Annotated in this window: 18 protein-coding genes and 7 pseudogenes; 19 read left to right on the top strand and 6 right to left on the bottom strand. The window is 26.0% G+C overall.

All coding sequences use genetic code 4. The annotated features are described in order from the left end of the window. Positions 1-16 precede the first annotated feature (16 nt). Positions 17-907, top strand: coding sequence for a ribosome biogenesis GTPase YlqF (gene ylqF / locus AAHM76_RS07585; protein ID WP_342256017.1), 891 nt, complete (start codon positions 17-19; stop codon positions 905-907). A gap of 44 nt (positions 908-951) precedes the next feature. Here ylqF and AAHM76_RS07580 read toward each other — a convergent pair. Both AAHM76_RS07580 and AAHM76_RS07575 read right to left on the bottom strand, forming a co-directional pair. After that, positions 952-2,063, bottom strand: a pseudogene (locus tag AAHM76_RS07580) (IS3 family transposase). Positions 2,064-2,535: 472 nt separating this feature from the next. Next, complete coding sequence (locus tag AAHM76_RS07575) at positions 2,536-4,188, bottom strand: hypothetical protein (protein ID WP_342256016.1); 1,653 nt, start codon at positions 4,186-4,188, stop codon at positions 2,536-2,538. Between the two features lie 199 nt (positions 4,189-4,387). Here AAHM76_RS07575 and AAHM76_RS07570 point away from each other — a divergent pair, with 199 nt between their 5' ends. Next, positions 4,388-4,963, top strand: coding sequence for a cob(I)yrinic acid a,c-diamide adenosyltransferase (locus AAHM76_RS07570; RefSeq protein ID WP_342256869.1), 576 nt, complete (start codon positions 4,388-4,390; stop codon positions 4,961-4,963). A 917-nt stretch (positions 4,964-5,880) separates the two neighbouring features. Here the strand turns inward: AAHM76_RS07570 and AAHM76_RS07565 are convergent. From AAHM76_RS07565 to AAHM76_RS07555, 4 genes and pseudogenes are all read right to left on the bottom strand, one after another. Next, positions 5,881-6,471, bottom strand: coding sequence for a DDE-type integrase/transposase/recombinase (locus AAHM76_RS07565; RefSeq protein ID WP_342256015.1), 591 nt, complete (start codon positions 6,469-6,471; stop codon positions 5,881-5,883). A 21-nt stretch (positions 6,472-6,492) separates the two neighbouring features. Beyond that, positions 6,493-6,558: pseudogene (locus AAHM76_RS08740) on the bottom strand (hypothetical protein); the annotation flags it as partial. 308 nt (positions 6,559-6,866) lie between these two features. Further along, on the bottom strand, positions 6,867-6,995 hold the full coding sequence (locus AAHM76_RS07560; protein ID WP_342255839.1) for a hypothetical protein: 129 nt from the start codon (positions 6,993-6,995) through the stop codon (positions 6,867-6,869). 97 nt (positions 6,996-7,092) lie between these two features. Continuing rightward, positions 7,093-8,203: pseudogene (locus AAHM76_RS07555) on the bottom strand (IS3 family transposase). A gap of 348 nt (positions 8,204-8,551) precedes the next feature. Between AAHM76_RS07555 and AAHM76_RS07550 the strand changes: the two are divergent. The 17 genes and pseudogenes from AAHM76_RS07550 (at position 8,552) to AAHM76_RS07475 (ending at position 20,798) form a co-directional block, all read left to right on the top strand. After that, on the top strand, positions 8,552-9,376 hold the full coding sequence (locus tag AAHM76_RS07550) for an IS3 family transposase (protein ID WP_342256014.1): 825 nt from the start codon (positions 8,552-8,554) through the stop codon (positions 9,374-9,376). A gap of 36 nt (positions 9,377-9,412) precedes the next feature. Then, a pseudogene (locus tag AAHM76_RS07545) lies at positions 9,413-9,742 on the top strand (transketolase C-terminal domain-containing protein); the annotation flags it as partial. Positions 9,743-9,810: 68 nt separating this feature from the next. Next, a complete protein-coding gene (locus tag AAHM76_RS07540) occupies positions 9,811-10,011 on the top strand; it encodes a hypothetical protein (RefSeq protein WP_342256012.1) in 201 nt (66 codons plus the stop codon). A 102-nt stretch (positions 10,012-10,113) separates the two neighbouring features. Continuing rightward, complete coding sequence (locus tag AAHM76_RS07535; protein WP_342256011.1) at positions 10,114-10,770, top strand: transposase; 657 nt, start codon at positions 10,114-10,116, stop codon at positions 10,768-10,770. Positions 10,771-10,964: 194 nt separating this feature from the next. After that, positions 10,965-11,240, top strand: coding sequence for a biotin/lipoyl-containing protein (locus AAHM76_RS07530; RefSeq protein ID WP_342256010.1), 276 nt, complete (start codon positions 10,965-10,967; stop codon positions 11,238-11,240). A gap of 22 nt (positions 11,241-11,262) precedes the next feature. Beyond that, on the top strand, positions 11,263-11,514 hold the full coding sequence (locus AAHM76_RS07525) for an E3 binding domain-containing protein (RefSeq protein WP_342256009.1): 252 nt from the start codon (positions 11,263-11,265) through the stop codon (positions 11,512-11,514). A 27-nt stretch (positions 11,515-11,541) separates the two neighbouring features. Continuing rightward, a pseudogene (locus AAHM76_RS07520) lies at positions 11,542-12,195 on the top strand (2-oxo acid dehydrogenase subunit E2). A 16-nt stretch (positions 12,196-12,211) separates the two neighbouring features. Next, positions 12,212-12,544, top strand: a complete 333-nt coding sequence (locus AAHM76_RS07515; protein WP_342256008.1) for an FAD-dependent oxidoreductase — start codon at positions 12,212-12,214, stop codon at positions 12,542-12,544. Continuing rightward, positions 12,454-13,247 (top strand): annotated as a pseudogene (locus AAHM76_RS07510) (FAD-dependent oxidoreductase). Before AAHM76_RS07515 ends, AAHM76_RS07510 begins: the two are co-directional and overlap by 91 nt. A 27-nt stretch (positions 13,248-13,274) precedes the next feature. Next, positions 13,275-13,592 (top strand): annotated as a pseudogene (locus tag AAHM76_RS07505) (hypothetical protein). Between the two features lie 169 nt (positions 13,593-13,761). After that, positions 13,762-13,959 (top strand): helix-turn-helix domain-containing protein, encoded by a 198-nt coding sequence (locus tag AAHM76_RS08735; protein ID WP_425289492.1) that lies wholly within the window; start codon positions 13,762-13,764, stop codon positions 13,957-13,959. Positions 13,960-13,992: 33 nt separating this feature from the next. Then, positions 13,993-14,394: an IS3 family transposase gene (locus tag AAHM76_RS07500; RefSeq protein ID WP_342256007.1), complete on the top strand. Its 402-nt coding sequence runs from the start codon at positions 13,993-13,995 to the stop codon at positions 14,392-14,394. A 309-nt stretch (positions 14,395-14,703) separates the two neighbouring features. Further along, a complete protein-coding gene (locus AAHM76_RS07495; RefSeq protein WP_342256006.1) occupies positions 14,704-14,865 on the top strand; it encodes a hypothetical protein in 162 nt (53 codons plus the stop codon). Positions 14,866-15,016: 151 nt separating this feature from the next. Further along, positions 15,017-17,062 (top strand): hypothetical protein, encoded by a 2,046-nt coding sequence (locus tag AAHM76_RS07490; RefSeq protein ID WP_342256005.1) that lies wholly within the window; start codon positions 15,017-15,019, stop codon positions 17,060-17,062. Positions 17,063-17,134: 72 nt separating this feature from the next. After that, positions 17,135-19,342 (top strand): hypothetical protein, encoded by a 2,208-nt coding sequence (locus tag AAHM76_RS07485; protein WP_342256004.1) that lies wholly within the window; start codon positions 17,135-17,137, stop codon positions 19,340-19,342. Between the two features lie 115 nt (positions 19,343-19,457). Beyond that, entirely contained in the window at positions 19,458-20,027 is a 570-nt protein-coding gene (locus AAHM76_RS07480) for a hypothetical protein (RefSeq protein ID WP_342256003.1), read from the top strand. 12 nt (positions 20,028-20,039) lie between these two features. Next, entirely contained in the window at positions 20,040-20,798 is a 759-nt protein-coding gene (locus tag AAHM76_RS07475) for a hypothetical protein (RefSeq protein WP_342256002.1), read from the top strand. Positions 20,799-20,802: the final 4 nt, after the last annotated feature.

Here is a 20,802-nt window from a genome sequence, read left to right as displayed (position 1 = left end):
AAAGGAGGAAAATAAAATGACAACAAATATTCATTGGTTTCCTGGCCACATGGCAAAGGCAATTAAACAAATTGATGAGCAAAGTAAATTAATTGATTTAGTAATTGAAATTGTTGATAGTCGAATTTCGTTTTCCTCTTCAAATCCGTTGGTTGATAACTTACGTGGTTTAAAACCAAAGTTAATTATTTTAAATAAAAAAGATTTAGCGGACCCAGTTGCCACCAAGGCATGACTTGAATATTACCAATCTCAACAAATTGCTGTTTTACTATTGGATAGTAAGCATGGCAATATTACAAAATTAATTATTGAAAAAATTTATTTTGTTTTATCTGGTAAAATTGAACGTGATAAAAATAGGGGAATTAAATCACCAAAACTAAAAGTAATGGTAATTGGCATTCCTAATGTTGGAAAATCTACTTTTATTAATGCTTTAATAAAACGAAATTCAACTCGAGTTGGTAATAAACCAGGTGTAACAAAAGGCCAACAATGATTAAAATTAAATCATCAAATTGATTTAGTTGATACTCCGGGAATTTTATGGCCTAAAATTAATGACCCACAAGTAGCAATGAATTTAGCTTTTACACGGTCAATCAAAGAAGATATTTTACCAAAAGAAGAAATTTGCTTAGCTGCAATAAAATGAATGCATAAATATTATTTTTCTTTGTTAGCGAAGCAATATCATCTTCCACCAAGTGATAATTTTGATGTAACAGATGAACAAAAAATTTTTGAATTATTATTAATAATGCAACAAAATCGTTTTCATAAAGTTGATGAAGATAATGTTAATAATATTGTTACTGATTTTTTAAATAATTTATGAAATAATAAGTTTGGTTTAATGTCTTTTGAGTTTCCACCTGGAAGAAGAACATTTAATCATGAATAAATTTGAACAAGAGATTGGAATGGCAACACTTTTTAGGACACTTTTTATATAGACATTTGTTTTCTAAAAGTAACTGGAGATAAATAATTTAAACTGCCATGAATTCGAATATTGTTATATCAATGCACAAAATCAAAAAGTTCTTATTTTAATTGTGTTAAATTTTTAAATTTTTTACCCTTAATAAATTCAGTTTTAAAAGTTTTGTAAGTTGTTTCAGCCACAGCATTATCATAAGGGCAGCCTTTATTGCTTAATGATCTTTTAATATTAAAAGTTATTAAAATTTCATCAATGATTTTATTTTTAAACTCATTACCACGATCAGTATGAAATAGAGTTATTTGATTTAATGGTCGTGTTATTTTATGAAAAGCTTGTTGGACCAGTTCGGCCGTTTTATTCGGCCCAGCACTATAACCAATTATTTCACGATTAAACAAGTCAATTAATAAACAAATATAATGTCATTTAGCGCCAACTTTAACATATGTTAAATCACTAACAATAACTTCATTAGGTTTTTTGTTGTTAAATTGACGATTTAAAATATTATTAATTTGGTCATTATTGACTGTTGTTTTATGATTATGATATTTTAATTTGGTGTATTTAAAAACCAAATTATTTTTGATCATAAAGAATCTGATTTTTCGCCGCGATAAGATGATATCTTTTCTGTTTAAAATAACTTTAATTTTGCGAGCCCCATAAATTTTGCGACTTTTATTAAAAGCACTGATAATTTCTTGTTCATAATTATTAACTTGCTTGTTAATACATTTATTAGTTTGATAATAATACGTTGATTTTGATAAACCCAAAATCTTACATATTTTTCTTACTGAATATTTTGTTTTGTTGTTATTAATTATTGTTATTTTTTGGCCATTATCAGTGCGGCTTGCTTTAAAATGTCATTTTCCATTTTCAAGTCTTTAAGTTCTTTTCGTAAAGTTATTATTTCATTTTCTTCTAGTGTGCGATTGTCTTTTGCTTTAAATGAACCAGAATTATTATAATTTTTAACTCAACTATAAATAGTTGGTTTTGGTAAATTATATTCTTGCCCTAGATTAATAACACTTTTACCATTTTTATATAGCATGACAATTTGTTTTTTAAATTCTTCATAGTATGAAGTTTTATTTCCCATTTTTATATTCCTTCTTTATTAATAATTTTATCTAATTTTGAAGTCTATATAATTATGGTCCTAATAATTGTAGCCTATCCATACATGATATTCAAATCGTAAAGAAAAAGATATAATTAAAAAAATAGTAAATACTTTTTATTAGTACTTACTAAAATGGGTGCACTTTAATTCCTTCTCTTTCTTTTGAATAACATTATTGATACTTATTTGATTAAGACTATATTTATAATTTTTCAAAATTAATCTATCGCCTTATTCTCCATTATAATAAAAAAAAGCAAGGATATTACCTATCTAAATAAAAAAAGAGTTTTAAATTAAAACTCTTTAATGCTTATTTAAGTTGATAGCTTAAACTTATCACCTTTTTATTTAAAGTTAATATCATAATAAAATATTTTTTGTTGATCATTTATTAAGTAAAAAATGGTGAATTTATTTTTAAAATAATTAATTAACAAATTTCAATTTAATAAATAATCTTTTTAATGCCAATTTTAAAGTAAACACTATTATTAAACGCCTTATTATTTGAAGACGAAGCAAAACAATAATATAAACCATTATTAAAAGTTTGTCCAAAGGTAAATAAAACTGCTCATGGAGTAGAATTTGAAACATCTCATATTAAAAATGAACCATCATAATTGTCTATATTTTGTCCTATTGTTTTAGCAAAACGTGGGTGTGCAATAAAATTAAATAATTTAAGATCTTTTAAATCTTTTGCTTCAGTTGATCGTTTAAAGTTAGTTACCAAAGTCTTAATTATTCCTTTTAAGCCCTCTGTTTTATTTTTTTGTAAAAAATCTTTAAATAAACTATTTGATACCATAATTTCAACTCCCTCTTTTCTAGCAAAAGGACCCTTATTAATATATTTTAAAAAAGCAATAATAATTTCTCCTCAATTATTTAATTTTTGGTCAATTGCAGTACGTGATAAATTTAAAGTCATTATTACATCTTCACCTATATTATCATCTTCAATATTTTTTGCATAACCCGAAAGACTCATTCCATTAATATTTAAATAACCTAAATTAATTTTAAAATTTCCTAAGTTTAATGAATCATTATCATTAATATTTAAACTCTTGCCAATATAATATTTATAGAAATTAACAAAGTCATTTGCTGTTACATTATTAATACTTTTTGGTTCATTAGGTTCTTTAAACCAATTTGACAATGTTATTTCTCGCGCATTTTTTACATCCGCCAAATTATCAAGTCCTTTATTTTTATTATTTAATTCTCCGTTTGCTACTTTTTCAAGCAAAGGGACATTATTATAACTTATATCCATATCTTTAAACTTTTCATCCTTATTAATAAATACTTTTAATGATTTTTTAAAAGCATCATCTAAAACTTTAATGTTTTCTGAAAAATCTCATTGCACTTTTTCATATAATTTTTTAAAAATATCATTTGTACTAAAATCAACTTTTTTTAAATTATGAAAATATTCATTAAGTTTTTTTAATAAAGACTTTGTGGCTTCACTTGAGAGTTCTTTTAAAACCGTTGGATCCTCTGTTACATTATAAACTACTGGTATTTCAAAATCTGAAAAGATTTTTTTATATTGACTCCTTACAAATGCTTTTAAATTAACTCGCACTCCATTAAAAGGTTCATTATTAATCTCAACTGGGAATTTATTTTTTAATCCTTCAACATTAATAAAATTAACTTCAATTGTACTTAAATCTTTTTCAAATGTTAAAGGACTTTTATTTTTAAAATAATTTACATATGTAATACTTAAATTATGATTTACTAATTCAAAAATAGTATTAAAATCATTCATAAAGTAATCACCTAATGCTTTATCTTTTGAATTATTTAAATCTAATTTATAATAAATTTCCTCACTGTTTACTTTTTCATAAAGACCTGCTAAATTTTTCTTTTTACTATCAACATATATTTTTGATTTAAAATAATTATTAATTTGATTACTTGCGCTTGTTTTAATCTCATTTATCATTTCAAAATCTGTTGCTGAAGTATCTTCTTCAAGTTCCTCAGTATTTTGATTATTGCAACTTGTCAGATTTGAACTAGTTGCACCGATTAGTGTTATAACACTAAAAATACTAAATAATTTTTTCATTTTATTAATTAACTCCTCCTAAAATTTTAATAGCATAATTAAAAATTAAACTATCGCTAATATCTTATAAAAAAAATAAAAAAATAAAAAACAGATTTAATATTTATCAAATTAATTGCAAAATGTCAAAAATGTTTTGCAATTAATTTGATAAAATTATTCTTTAACTAATTCAAGAGACATGAACACAAAATAAAACATTTTTAGTACAATAACTCTATACATAAGGAGGGAAATATGCAAAAAAGGTTATTGTCATATTTATTATGGGGACGGAAAAGGTAAAACATCAATTTTAAATGGAATGACAATTCGTGCTCTAGGATATCAATGAAATGTTAAATATCTCCGTTTTTTAAAAAACCGGATTTCTGGTGAAATGTTATTTTTTCAAAATTTAGCTAATCCAAATCTAGAAATAATAAATTATTATTCATCAAGTACAAAATTTTTTTGAGAAATGAATGATCAAGAAAAAGCAATTTTACAGAAAGAAATGCAAATTGGTTTTAATGAATTAAAAAAATTAAGTCAAGACCCAACAGTTGACTTAATTATTGTTGATGAATTATTATTGTGTATTTATAATGAATTAATTTCTGAAGCAGAATTAATTGAAGTTATTCAAAAAAAATCTTCAAATATTGAAATGGCTTTTTCTGGCCATCATATTACTGATAATTTAATTAATGCTGTTGACTTAGTTAGCCATGTTCAAACAACAAAACATTATTTTTATCAAAAAGTTCCTGCTCGTAAAGGAATTGAATATTAAATTAACTTTTTTAAAAAGATAAATTAATAATTTTATAATAATTTATTAATTGTCATAAGCAAATACTTAAAATTTTATGCTATTTAAAAATTTTAGATATAACTACATTAAATAAAGTTATTAGAAATTGTCTTTAATTAACAACTCTCCAATTTTTTTTACATCAACTACACGCATACTTAATTGGTAACTCCCCATTATAAAGACTACTATCTTTTGCTGTAATTATTACATTTCATTGCGTAATATTTGTTACATTAATATCATCAATATTTAAATCATGATATTTTGTTTTTAATTTATCTTTTATATGATTTTCTGTTAGAACAGGAAACCCATTTGTATTAATTGTTGGTCGTATAAATAAAATAAGGGTTTTTATTTTTAAATGTTATTTAGTTCAATAAATTAAAAAGGTATTTTTTTTCTTATTTGTCTAAAACCCTTATTTTCTTTATACGACCTAATTTCCTAAATCATTTTCAGTAATCATTGAGCTTAATAAAATAGGATGGTTTACTGAGCCAACTATTAATTTTGAATTTCCATAAGTACAATATAATACATATAAAATAAAACTTAAAAGTAAAACAACAAGAAAAATTAAATTGAAATTTAGTATTCATCACTTTTTTGATTTCTTTTTCATATTTTTTTCCTTCTATAAAATAAATCTTATATTTTAAAATAAAAAAATATTATTAAATTAAGTAAATAATTTGTACACATATTGATAAAGTAAAATTTAATTCTAAAACTAAAATATTTTTTTTAAATCCAATGTTCTCTTTAATCTTAAAATTATTTATAACTTATTTTTGTTATCATTAAGATACATTTTTTTATTAAATATAATAATTTATTAATATGGAATGTAGAGTGCACCCATTTTAGTAAGTACTAATAAAAAGTATTTACTATTTTTTAATTATATCTTTTTCTTTACGATTTGAATATCATGTATTTCATTTTATAACATCTTGTATATATTCTTCATGTGAATTATATATTTTATTATGGATTGTAGCTTTCTTAAGTAATGAATGAAAACTTTCTATAACAATATTATCTGCACAGTGGTATTTTTTCCCCATTGAAATTATAATACCGTTAGATAAACATTTATCGTGATAAATAGTGGATGTATATTGATATCCGTGATCTGAGTAAATTATTATTCCATTCAGATCTTTTTTTATTAATTTTATTTTATTAATTGCATCATTTAAATTATCCATTACTAATTTATTGTCATTATATTTAGATCACTTTACATCAACTATTTCTTTAGTATATCCATCAATAATTGTTGATTGATAATATCTTTCTCCTTTTCAAATTAAATATGTTACATCAGTATATAGTACTGAAAACCTTGTTTTTATATCATTGAATTTACGTTTAATTAAATCAGGATATTGCAATAAGCTTTTTTCTTTATTCTGTTTATACTTTATTTTTCTTCTCATTTTTCTTACATATTCAGGTTGTATTTGATTATCACGCATAATTCTTAAAACTTTTTTTGAATTATATTTTATACCATAATCTTCTTTTAAATATTTAGTAATTCTTCGATAACCAAATTGTTTTAAATTTTCTTCATAGACTTTTACAATATCATTTATTGCTTTTTTATCTTTTTTGCTACTGTCATAATTTTTATATTTATTTCAATAACTACGTTTTAACCCGGTTACTTCTAGTAATAATTTTATTGAATATTCACGACAATTTTGTTTAATAAAAGAGACTATTCTTAGTTTGCTTAATTGTAAAAGTCATGGAGCTTTTTTAATAATTCATACCTTGTTTTATAATATTCTAAATTTCTTTTGCCAAAAGAAATTTTAGGTCCTTTAGGATTGTTTAATTTTCCTTTTTTATGATTTGTTCATCAAGATTATACTGTATTTGCATTTATATTATATTGTTTTGCTACTATTCAACAACTTTTTTGTTTAATTTCCTCAATGATTTTTGTTCTAAATTCTGATGTATATTTGTTATATTTTTGTCCTTTTTTTGCCATATAAAAATGCACCCCTTATAAAAATTTAACAAAATCTTTTTTTATTTTACTTACTTTTTGGGGTGCAGTCTTATGGCAACACTTTTTAGGACACTTTTTATATAGACATTTGTTTTATAAAAGTAACTGGAGATAAATAATTTAAACTGCCATGAATTCGAATATTGTTATATCAATGCACAAAATCAAAAAGTTCGTATTTTAATTGTGTTAAATTTTTAAATTTTTTACCCTTAATAAATTCAGTTTTAAAAGTTTTGTAAGTTGTTTCAGCCACAGCATTATCATAAGGGCAGCCTTTATTGCTTAATGATCTTTTAATATTAAAAGTTATTAAAATTTCATCAATGATTTTATTTTTAAACTCATTACCACGATCAGTATGAAATAGAGTTATTTGATTTAATGGTCGTGTTATTTTATGAAAAGCTTGTTGGACCAGTTCGGCCGTTTTATTCGGCCCAGCACTATAACCAATTATTTCACGATTAAACAAGTCAATTAATAAACAAATATAATGTCATTTAGCGCCAACTTGAACATATGTTAAATCACTAACAATAACTTCATTAGGTTTTTTGTTGTTAAATTGACGATTTAAAATATTATTAATTTGGTCATTATTGACTGTTGTTTTATGATTATGATATTTTAATTTGGTGTATTTAGAAACCAAATTATTTTTGATCATAAAGAATATGATTTTTCGCCGCGATAAGATGATATCTTTTCTGTTAAAAATAACTTTAATTTTGCGAGCCCCATAAATTTTGCGACTTTTATTAAAGGCACTGATAATTTCTTGTTCATAATTATTAACTTGCTTGTTAATACATTTATTAGTTTGATAATAATACGTTGATTTTGATAAACCCAAAATCTTACATATTTTTCTTACTGAATATTTTGTTTTGTTGTTATTAATTATTGTTATTTTTTGGCCATTATCAGTGCGGCTTGCTTTAAAATGTCATTTTCCATTTTCAAGTCTTTAAGTTCTTTTCGTAAAGTTATTATTTCATTTTCTTATAGTGTGCGATTGTCTTTTTTTTAAATGAACCAGAATTATTATAATTTTTAACTCAACTATAAATAGTTGGTTTTGGTAAATTATATTCTTGCCCTAGATTAATAACAATTTTACCATTTTTATATAGCATGACAATTTGTTTTTTAAATTCTTCAGAGTATGAAGTTTTATTTCCCATTTTTATATTCCTTCTTTCTTAATAATTTTATCTAATTTTGAAGTCTATATAATTATGGCCCTAATAATTGTAGCCTATCCAACAACTATTATTCGATGACGAAGTTAATTTAAAAAACATGGGGAATATGGTTTAAAATGAGGAAATGGTAAACAAGCTACAACACATAAACATAAACCAAGAAGAGAAAAAAATGTTGATATAAATTTAATGTCGCGAGAAGAATTAATTGAATATATTAACTTATCAGAAGACATAAAAAAGTTTGTCGTCTTATCGAAAAAGAAAAAATTTAGAATTATTTGTGATTTACGGCGCAAATATAATGTCAAATGAATGTGTAAAATTTTGGAAATAAGTTATTCGGGATTTTATAATTGAATTAAATTAGGTTACTCTAAATTTAACAAATGAGATAAGACTTTAGCATGAATTATTAAATTAACATATTTATTTTATAATCAAAAATATGGTTATCGTTTATTAACAAAATTAATAAATAAAATGTGAAATCTAAATCTGGCAGAGCATATTGTTTATCGTTATATGAAAAATTTAGGAATTAAATCGGTAATTAATAAGAAAACCAAATTCAAATATCCTGAATCTACTGAAAATAGTAAAACAGCAAATTTATTATTAAAAACTAATAAATATGGGAAACTTAAACGTAATTTTTATACCACTGATATTAATCAAGTTTGAGTTACTGATATAACATATTTACTTACTAGTAATAAACCATTTTATTTAACAATAATACGTGATATTAATAATGATGAAATTATTGATTGAAATATTTCATCTAATTTTAGTAATGGTTTTGTTTTTCAAAGTCTTAAAAACGCTTGGGTTAAAAGAAATAAACCCAAAAATGTAATAATCCATAGTGATCATGATATTCAGTACATTAAACAAAAATGAAATATTTTAACTGGTCAATTAGATATGTGAATGTCAATGTCTCGGAAAGGCAATCCTGCTGATAATGGTTGTTGTGAAACGTGATTTAAATCTTATAAATATGAATGTTTAAATTTAATTCCTAAAAGCAACAGAACAAAAGAAGTTTTAATGAAAGTTACACATAATTATGTAAATTTTTATAATAATTACCGTCCTTTAACAAAAATAAAAGGAATGAGCCCCGTTGAGTACAGACTTCATTCCTAGAGTTATTTTTTCGTATCCATTTTTCTTGACAATTTCAAAGAAGAAGGTTTTTCTGTTAATGCTGATTTAATTGATTTGCGAACAATTCAACCATGAGATCGTGAAATCGTTATTGAATCTGTTAAAAAAACAGGACGAATTTTAGTTGTTCATGAAGCTGTTCGTTCATTTTCAGTTGCATCTGAAGTTATTACAACTGTTAATAAAAAATGTTTTGAATATTTAAAAGCCCCAGCGGGACGAGTAACTGGTTATGATATTATTATTCCATTTGATCGTGGTGAACATTATCATCAACCATCAGTTCGAAAAATTGTAGTTAAAATTAAAGAATTAGTTAACTACAAATTTTCTTTAATTTTGTAGAAAACTCTTGATATTTATAAAATATACCTAAAATTAGGTATATTTTTAATATAAGAGGTTAATAATTAATGGAAAAAATAATTGAAGAATTAATAAATAGTTTAACAGATGATCAATTTTTAGAATTTCATGAAAAAGTCAAAAAAGAAGCAGAATTAATTAAAAAACAAAAACGCTTAAATGAAATTGAACAAAAATTTAGGGATAAAGGTATTAAATGTCCTAATTGTCAATCTTTTTATTGTGTTAAAAATGGTCATAATCCTTAAGGAAAACAAAAATATTTATGCAAAAAATGTCGTGCTAGTTTTGATGCTTTTCGTGATCATTTTACGTATTGAAGTCATTTAAATTATGAACAGTGAAATTTATTGATTCAAATTTCATTATTAAGCCAATCTAGTAAAATGATTTCCCACTTTATTAAAACATCACCGAAAACCGCTTGATATAATCGCCAAAAAATAATGAAATCAAAACAATTAGAAAACACCCAATTAAAATTTAAAACGTTAAATGGCCAAATTCAAATCGATGAAACATTTATTAAAGAAATCCACAAAGGTAATTTTAAAGATAAATTTGATAAAAGAAAAATTCATCTTGATTCATTTTCAACCAACACTAAATGTTGTGTTCAAATGGCTGTTGATAGCAATAATAATATTTATGTTAAATCAACCAACACAAAACGATTACAAAAACAGTGAATTATTGAAAATATTAATAAACAATTAATCAAAGAAAATTCAATTATTATTTCTGACATGCAACCATTATATTTATTAGTAGCAAAACAAACAAATTCTATTTTATTAGCAAATAAAACTAGTACAAATCCTGATGCTAGTTATCGGAAGTTAAATAAAATTAGTAAATTACAATCAAATCTTAAAGAATCCTTAATTCATTATCATGGCTTATGTTTCACGAACATTCAAAATTATTTAAATCTCTGAAAATGAAAATACCAGCATAAAGGTTTAACGCCAAACCAACAATCATCGGTATTATATTTTAACGTATAAAAAAGTTAAATAACAATATTAAAAGTTTATATAATTTTCTTTTAAAGTTATCATATTGATGATTTTTTTTATTTAATCAAGAGTTTTCTACAAAATTAAAACAAATTTTAGATAGGAGTTGAAAGTAAAAATGGTAAAATTTAAATTCGCCGACATCGGGTGAAGGATTAACAGAAGGAAAAGTGGCCAACATTATGACTAAAGTTGGTAACAAAATTAAAGACGGAGATGAAATGTTTGCCGTTGAAACTGATAAAGTTAATACGGAGATTTATTCGCCATGTGATGGTATTGTTAGCAAAATTAATATGAAAGTTGGCGATACAATTTATGTTGGTGATGTAGTAATTGAAATTAATGATGGTACTGCTGGCGATAGTCCAGCACCAGCGGTTCCAGAACAGCCAACAGTAGCACCAGTTTGAAGAAGAAAAAGCAGCAGGAGTAGTTGGAACAGTCCCTATTTCTAATACCGTTTTAGCGCCACGTCATTTGCCAAGTAATGGTAATACTAATGTTGATCATAATAAAAATGTTTTATCAACACCAATTGTGCGAAAAATGGCAGCTGATTTAAAAATTGATTTAACAAAAATTCAAGGTTCAGGACCAAACGGTAAGATTATGAAAGCTGATTTAGTCCAAGGGGCAAAAAGGGTATCAACTGGTCCTACTTTATCAACATTGCCAATTGATATTCCGCAAATTAATGCAACTGGTTCTGTTCGCCGCGAAGCAATGTAACTAATTCGTAAAGCAATTGCAAAACAAATGATTTTATCAAAAACTGTTATTGCTGAGACAACATTAATGAAAAATATTGATGTAACAAAATTAATTGAAATTAGAACACAATTAAAAGGACAAGCAGAACAACAAGGAGCCAAGTTAACATATATGTCTTTTTTTATGAAAGCTTGTGCAATTGCTTTAAAAGATTTTCCAATTTTAAATTCGTCATACGATCAAGAACAACAAGAACAACAAGAAATTATTTTTAAAGATTACTATAATATTGGAATGGCAACTGATACACCGACTGGTTTAATGGTTCATGTTGTTAAAGGGGTTGATCAGTTAAATATTATGCAAATTGCAAAAATGATTAATGATTTAGCAGCAAAAAAACGTGAACGTAAATTAAAACCTGATGAAATGAAAGATGGAACCTTCACAATTACTAATTTTGGGTCAGCGGGCATTAAATTTGCCACATCAGTAATTAATTTCCCAGAGGTAGCAATCTTAGGGGTTGGAATTATTAAAAAAGCACCAGTTATTAATAAAAATAATGAAATATAAATAAGTTCAATCTTACCATTATCGTTAACGATTGATCATCGTTTAATTGATTGTGCTGATGGTGGCAGCTTTTTAGCACGAGTGACAGAGTTACTAGAATCACCAGCTTTATTATTATTGTAAGAGAAGAGGTTATGAAATGGAAAACAAATATGATGTAATTATTGTTGGAGCAGGTCCAGGCGGTTATGTTACAGCGATTAAAGCAGCACAAGAAGGTTTAAAGACACTAATTATTGAAAAAGAATATTATGGTGGTGTTTGTTTAAATGTTGGTTGTATTCCAACAAAAGCGTTATTAAAAAGTAGTAAAGTATATGTTATGATGAAACATGCTGACAATTATGGTATTAATGTTGCAAAAGCAGCAGTAGCTCCAAATTGAGTAAAAATGCAAGAACGAAAAGCAAAAGTAGTAACGCAATTAACAAAAGGGGTTGGATTTTTATTGAAAAAAATAAAGTTGACCTAGTTAAAGGCGAAGCAAAAGCAATTGACAAAAATACTGTTGAAGTTGCTGGTAAACGTTATTTATGTACTAATTTAATTATTGCAGCTGGAAGTGTTTCACGTGGATTACCATTACCAGGGTTTGAACAAGCTGAAAAAGCTGGTTATGTTATATCATCAACAGAAGCTTTATCATTACCAGCAATTTCAAAAAAATTAATTATTATTGGTGGTGGTGTAATTGGTATTGAATTTGCTTGCTTATATCATCGTTTAGGAACCGAAGTAACAATTTTGCGAGGTTTAGCACTATTTTAGAGTTATTGGATAAAAATATTCGTGAAGAATTAACAAAATTGTTGATTAAAAATAAGGTAAAAATTGAAACTTCAGTGAAAATTAAAGCAATTAAAGGTAAATCAGTAATTTATGATAATAATGACTGTAAAGAAGTAAAACTAACATCAGATTATTGCTTAGTTTCAGTTGGCCGAACACCAGTAACAACTGGTTTTGAAAACATAGGGTTAAGAATCGGAGAAAGAAAAAACATTGAAGTTGATGAGCAATGTAAAACAAAATTGCTAGGTGTTTATGCAATTGGAGATGTTGTGGGACGCGCGATGCTAGCTAATGTTGCTTCAACACAAGGAATTTTAGTAATTGATAATATTAAAGGAAAAAATGCAAAAATGAATTATAATCGAATTCCTTCGTGCATTTAATCATTCCCAGAAGTAGCAACAGTTGGAATTACTGAAGAGCAAGCAATTAAAGCTAAAATTGCTTATAAAGCATTTAAATTTCCGTTATCAGCAAATGGTAAAGCAATAGCTGATGGTTAAACTGATGGTTTTGTTAAAATTTTATGTGATCCAAAATATTACGAAATTTTAGGAGTACATATTGTTGCTGTTGCAGCAACAGATATGATTTCTGGAATTACTGCCTGTATGGAAACAGAAGGGACAATTCATGAATTGGCAAAAACAGTTCACCCACATCCAACCCTATCAGAAATTATTATGGAAGTTGCCCATGGTTTAGAAGGCCATGCAATTCATATTTAAAGTTACAGAAGTAACTTTTTTTATTTAAAAAGAACAATTAAAAAGATTTGATAGGGTAACCTTTCTTCGGACACTTAATAAACTTTTAACTAGAAAATAAGTTAAAATATGATTGAAAGAATAGAGGTTTTTGTTTACAAAACATTATCCGCCAGATGAAAAATAAAAAATTGTAAAAGAATATTTAGAAAATAAAATAACTATTAAAGCACAAACTATCCTATATAATATTAGTTCACCAACTTTACAAAAATGGATTAAAAACTACAAGATTTATGGGAAAAATGGTCTTCGCAATATTTCATTTGATCAAACAAGAATCAAAGAATTAGAAGCAAAATTACGATTATCTCAGCAAGAAATTTAGGAATTAAAGTGACAAGTTGAAATGCAAAAAAAGTTGAATCAAAGATTAAAGGTGATTGCAGCAACGAACAAAAAAATTGAAAAATGTAAAATAATTACTGAATATTTATTAAAATTTAAATCAGTTAGAAAAACATGTTATTTATTGCATTTAGCTAAAAGTGCCTATTATGATTGAATAAAAAAAGGAAAACCAAATAGTAGTAAAAAAATTTATTACACATTTTATAAAATAATTAAAAATGTGTTTTATAAAATAGGTAGACAAACATATGGGGTTAAGCGAATTACTTTATCTTTAAATACAATTGGGCTAAAATGCTCGGTTAAAAAAGTTCGTAGATATTTAAAAATAGCTAATTTAAAACCAATTAATGAACCTATTAAACGAAAAGTAAAGGTACCAAAAGAGTATTTAAAAGGTAAATATGAGTAGTTATTTAAATTTCCTTTTAAAGTAACACATTCAAATGAAGTGTGAGTTGTTGATATTACTGAAAAGCATTATGCAAACAATAAATATTTTGTATGTGCTTTTAAAGATATTTTTACAAAAAAAGTCCTTGGTTGAGTAATTAATCAAACTAAAGAATTTCCATTAGTAAAAGAAGCTTTTTAAAACGCTATTAACCATAATTTAGTTCAAAATTCATTAAAAAATTTAATTATTCATAGTGATAATGGTTCCGAATTTAAAAGTTATGAATACAATTGAATGTTAAAATATGCTGGATGTAAAATTAGCATGTCATGAGTTGGATGTTTAAAAGATAATCCTCATATTGAATCTTTATGAAATATTTTTAAAAAAGAAGCATTAGATAAACTGGAATATACTTTTGATGAGTTTAAATACCAAACAAATTTATATTTTAATTGATATAATCTTGAACGATTAACAATATAAAGTTTTTTTAATAAAGTGTCCAAAATGAGGTTCCACATCACAATTAAAAAGCTTAATTTTGTTCAAAAATGCTGCTTTGCATTTAAAATTAATTTTGTTATAATAAACCCATTCAATAGGTCTATTATTAAGCTTAATAAAGGAGATTTCAATGGCAAGAAAACCAGGTAGTTGACATAAACTTAATAACTTAACAAAGAATGTTACTGTAGCATCACGTAAAAAATGGTGACTTGCCGCAATTTGTGCTGTGTTATATATTAGTGCTTTAATTCCCTCTGCTTATTTTGGCGTGTCATTTTTAGCAAATATTTTAAATTATGGTGGAATTGAAACTGATAGACGACCCTTGCCCGATGTTAATTATGGGGATTATTTTGAAGTTAACTTTGCAAAAACAGAACTACGCGATAATACAACAACAACTCCGGTTTTTGAAACTTATGAAATTCCTGCTGACCATAATACTGGACAAGTTGCACAAACTCGCGCTCGTGCGAGATCATTACGATTAGAATATGCTTATAATTTAATTTTTGAAAAAGCACCTAGTTTATACATTACAAACAATATCTTTTTTAAGAATAAATACAAAGATCCTAAGCAAATTCAAATTTTAGATATTTATACTGATTCACGAGGGACACAACAGTTAAGTCTTGCTGATGTGCAACAAAACCAATTTAGTTTGATGAAAAATTTATTATTTTTAAAAATCAAATACGAGGACGTAATCCAAAAAAATCTGGTTTGAATGCCAACCCTATTTGTTGGAAATGAAGGATTTTTATCAAACTTTTTAAGTTTTAAATTAGGAGAAACAAGAAACAAAGATGATTTAAAACCAACAGTTTGAGAAAAACAAACAAATGTCCTAGGTGAACAAGCTAATAATATTATGATTAATGGTACTAATGACAGTTTGGCGTTGGCAGATCAAGTTTATGCTGCTTATAAAGAACGTTTTGCTGCTTTTTATGCAGAAAATAAAGGAAATGATAAAGAATTTATTGGTGATTATAATCCATATAGTAATTTTGCTATTTCAAGTGTTAATCCAAATGATCAACTGTTTCCAGGAACTGCTATTGATAGTACGCATTACATGCTTGATATTAATCGGGTAATTCAGTCAGAATATAAAAAGGGTGATTCAGAGCAAAGTTTTGCAAAAACAGATACTCAAATTAATGGTAAATATATTCCACAATTATTAATTTTCTTAATTAATATTTTAGAAACATCACAAAATCGTGGTTTAGTCTTGCCAAAAGAACTTGTACCAACAGAGTGACAATTTTGATATCAACATCTTCAACCAAAACGTTTAAATGTTAACCAACCAGAGCAATTTTACTTTATGTTTTTACCGCAAGGTGAAACAATTCAAAATGTGATTGCAAATTTACTGGGACAGCAAATTAAAGATGCTTTAAATGGAAAATATTCATTAGCAACAGAAATTAGAGAATTACAAGAAGATGTTTTGAGTAACCCTAATAGTTCAAAATATAAATGAGTTTATGATTGAAATATTTTACCGTTTCAATCATATGGAATAATTAAAAAAGCAGATTATACTGTTGTTAAAAGAACGATTCAAGAAAATGGCGATTTAACAATTAGTTTTAGTAATAATCAAGTGGCAAAAACAAACTATGTAATAATTGATCAACCATCATTACATTCAATTACTAATTTAGCTAATCCTGGCGATCATGATGCCTATTTAATTAGTGATAAACAAAAACGAAATACTTTATTTACAAAATATTGAAGTGCTAATTTATATGGAGCACAAAAACCATTAAATTACATTGATATTGATGTTCGAAATATTCCATATGATGTAACTTCATTTAAAACAATGCTACAAAGACAAATTGTTAATCGTACATGGGAATTTATAAAAAATATTAGTCAAATTGTAGGGAACAATTTAAACATTAGTGATAATGTATCACAAATAGATTATGCTAATGGAATTGCAGAAGATATTATCACATTTACACCTTTAAATAATTATCATAATAGTGCCGCTACTTTTAATGATTGATTTTATGCATTGCAAACTAGCAGTGAAGAAAAATATAGTAATTTAACTGTTCTTGATATTAAATTAGAATTAAAAGCAAAAGAAAATGTTCCAGAGCATCTTCAAGCAATTACTTTCTGTTTTAACATTAATTATATTTAAAATTTATGTATAAAATATGAAAAATGGATATAATGATAGTAAGTATTAATGTTTGAAAAGAAAGGGATTTAAATGAGTAAAATTTTAATACTTCTAACAACATTTCTGACTACAAGTGCTCTGATAGCTATTGTTATATCGTGCGGAACGCCTTCTCCATCAAAAATTGCTGGAAGAGAGAATATTTCAACGGAATTTACTTTAACTAATAATGTTATTGTTAATGATGATAATATGGCTGTAGAAGAATTAATTTTTAATCAAGCAAAAATTGAAGGAAGGATTTATCAAGATTTACTTTTAGATTTTTTTGAAATTACTGATTCGGAAGATATGGTAAAACCGGTTACTGCTAATACGCCACAAACTGGATATGTTGTTTTAACAATTCGCCACGATGAAGATATTCAATATATTGGTTCGGTTACCATTCGTTTTACTTTAGTTAAAAAGTTGTCAATGGATATTAGTCAAACTGTTAACTTAGAAAATGTATGAGATGTCACAAAATATGAAAATGTTGAGGAATTATATAATGAGATTTGAGAAAAGGCCGTTGGTAGTTTTAAACCAGAAACGCCAATTGATGCAGAAACTTATGATATATCAGGTTTTCAATTGCCAGGCGATTATAACATAGCATTACCTGTAACAATGCTTGCTGAATATAATGGCAAAGCAAATACGCCAACGAGTCTTTTTAGTGGGACAATTACAATTAAATTAAGCATTATTAGTTATCGTGCTGTGGTTAATTTGAAATTACAGCAGAATAACTTAGAACCAGCAAAGTTATATGACTTAGTGTGAAGAGAAGTTAAACAACAGTTTAACGATGATCCGCAAGTTTCAAGTGATTATAATGACTATCAAATTGATTGAAGTACTATAATAGAACCAAGTATTGGTGGTACTACAGAGTTGAATTTTTTAGCAACACCAATTAATGAAAACATTCATCATTATATGCGAGTTGTTGGGTTTATTGTTAAAGATCAAATTGAATTACCACCAACAATAGAATTATCAATTCCAATTGTTGTAACTCAACAAGAACGGCCAAATGTTGATAAAGATTGAATTTGAAAATTATCAATGCGTGAAGCAAACATTAATGCCGGACCACCATTAACTAATTTTGATACCACAAGTTGACAATCAATATTTAATAAGAATTGACCTAATATTGGGCGAAGAGAAAAAGTTACTTTGCAGGCACTTAATCTTAACACTGACCCAATGTTTAAAGGCGATATTGAAATCACATTAACATTAATTAATCAAGGAATTGATCCTGGTTTATTAGCATTAGAGCCAATTTTATTTGCTAAAGATGATAATCACACAACAAACTCAGTTTTAGATTTAGTATGAAATAAACCGATTAATAATAAGGAATGAAATTGGCATTTATCACGTGATTTAGTGAATTTTAAACGTCAAGACCTAGACAGACTAAGTAATGCTTTAAAAGAAACTGAAAAAAGTGGAAAATGAGAATCTTATGTAATGAATATTTCTGGAAAACAAGAGGATGCTGGTCGCGACTTTAAAGTTACTGTTCACGGTCAAATTAAGATGGTTAATACGCCAATCGAAGGAAACCCCGTAGTTGATTTATCCCATAAAACTTATAAATTTGTGCCAAGAAAACAAGGTAGTTCGGACAACCAAGTGCCATATTTAGTTAATCAAATTTGAGGCGATATTATTAAAAAACCAATATTTATTGATGAAGATAAGCCAACTTTTGGGCTTTCCAAAATTCAAACGGATTGAAACTACTTTGAGTCAATTTGTCAACAACTAGATGAAGAGATTAATAAATATGATGCAAGTAGTAGTGATAATAAAATTCCTTTAGAGTTGCAGTTTTCATCTAAAAATAATGCTATTTTTACAGGTCAAGTTACTCTTAAATTAAATTTAACCCCAACTGCACCAATTAAGTTTGATCTTGTTTTAACAAGTTCAATGTTACCAATATTTATTCGCAGTTTACCAATAACATTAGCGGATAAAAAAGAATTAGTAAAAAATATGGTTAATACAATCCTATATGATGGAATCATAAAAAATACAAGTTTAAAAGGACAACAGCCAAATATTTTATGAGAATTATTATCTTATGATACAGAATCAGAAGAATTTATTGAACAATTTAATTTCCCAACAGAAAGTAATCCACAACAAGAATTAATTATTAAGGTTAAAACATCAACTGGCCAATTCGCTAATGGTTCATTTATGCTAAAAATAAATTTAATTTATCAACCTTAAAACTCTTCTCTTTTGAAGAGTTTTTTTCCTTTTATTAAAAGAAAGATAGTATTTTTAAAAGAAAATGCTATAATCATTGTAAACAAGGGAGAAATTATTAAATTAGGTGATATTGATGGAAAAAGCAACACAAGATTTTCAAAAAAATGATGTTCGGTTAACAAGAATGTATTTTACTACACCAACGGAAGTTATTGCTAGAATTATGATTTTAATTGGACAAGCAGTTATGCTAGGAGTAATTATTATTGTATCAGCTTCTTTAGCAATGATTGCAACTAGTAAATTACCAATTCCTGCCGTTTTTAATAATTTTGGTTTAGCTGATGGTGTTTTTCGTGGTCTTACCATTGTTATTGCTCTGTTTGGGATTATCTTTTCTTTAATATTTGTAATTCCAACATTAATTGTTCGTAATATTAAGCTTTTAAAGGTAACTGGAATTATTTTTAATACAGTCGGATGCATCTTTGTTTTACTAATGTTAGGATTAAGCATTATTGCATATCTTTATATTCCTGTTCGGCTAAATTTACCAGGGGTAATTATGGCTGGGCTTTGTATGTTAATGTTATTTTGAGGTAGTTTTTTATTATGATTCTCAGCAATTCGTCAGCAGAAACGAATTAACCTTGCTGTTGCTGAAAGTTTAGATTTTAGTTCTAAATTAAAAATAGTTGAATAGGAAAGTGCTTTAATGAAAAAAACAAAAAATAGTAAAACAATAAATCAAGAACAATCAGCAAAAGTATTGAAAAAAATGCAGTTTGTTGTTGATAATCGTCCGTTAGTTTTGAAAAATTTAGATAAAACTGTTATTGATCACACCGTAAAATCATTAGGGGAATATGAATTAAATCGAAAACAACAAATTCGTCCGTTGCCTTATCAATACAACATTGAAGCAAGTAAGTATTATTTTTCTACTAAAAGTGAAACAATAGCGAGAACTTTAATTGTCTTTTCACAATTATTGTTAATTGTAGTTGCTCTAATATATATTCCAACGTTAGGGCAGGTAGGAGCACAATTTATTATTTCTTTATTATCAAAATTTAAAACTCCATTTACTGATCAAATTGTAGCAATTGGTCAACCAATTGTAATTGGAATAATTATTTTATTAGCTATTTTATGGGTTACAACATTCTTTTTTATAACAATTCCAATTTTAATTACTAAAACATTAAAAACTGTTAATATTTGAATAATTATTGTTAGTATTGTAGGCAATATTAAATGCTCTTCAATTCTTGGATTAGCTATTTTACAATTTATTTATGCTAAAAATTCAGTTGCTGGATTAAATATTAACCCATTTGTGTTACCTTCAATTGCGATTATTGCTTTTTGTTGTTTTATATTGGGGTGCTTATTTTTAAAAAGTGATCGTAAAAAATATCAAATAAAATTAGAAAATGAAATAGCAAATCAAATTAGAGCACTAAGAGAGTAAGGAG

Origin of the sequence: Spiroplasma endosymbiont of Poecilobothrus nobilitatus (assembly GCF_964030655.1) — a bacterium.
Taxonomy (GTDB): domain Bacteria; phylum Bacillota_I; class Bacilli_A; order Mycoplasmatales; family Mycoplasmataceae; genus Spiroplasma.
The sequence above is the reverse complement of the archived record's forward strand: the minus strand, read 5'-3'. Positions and strand labels throughout refer to the sequence as shown.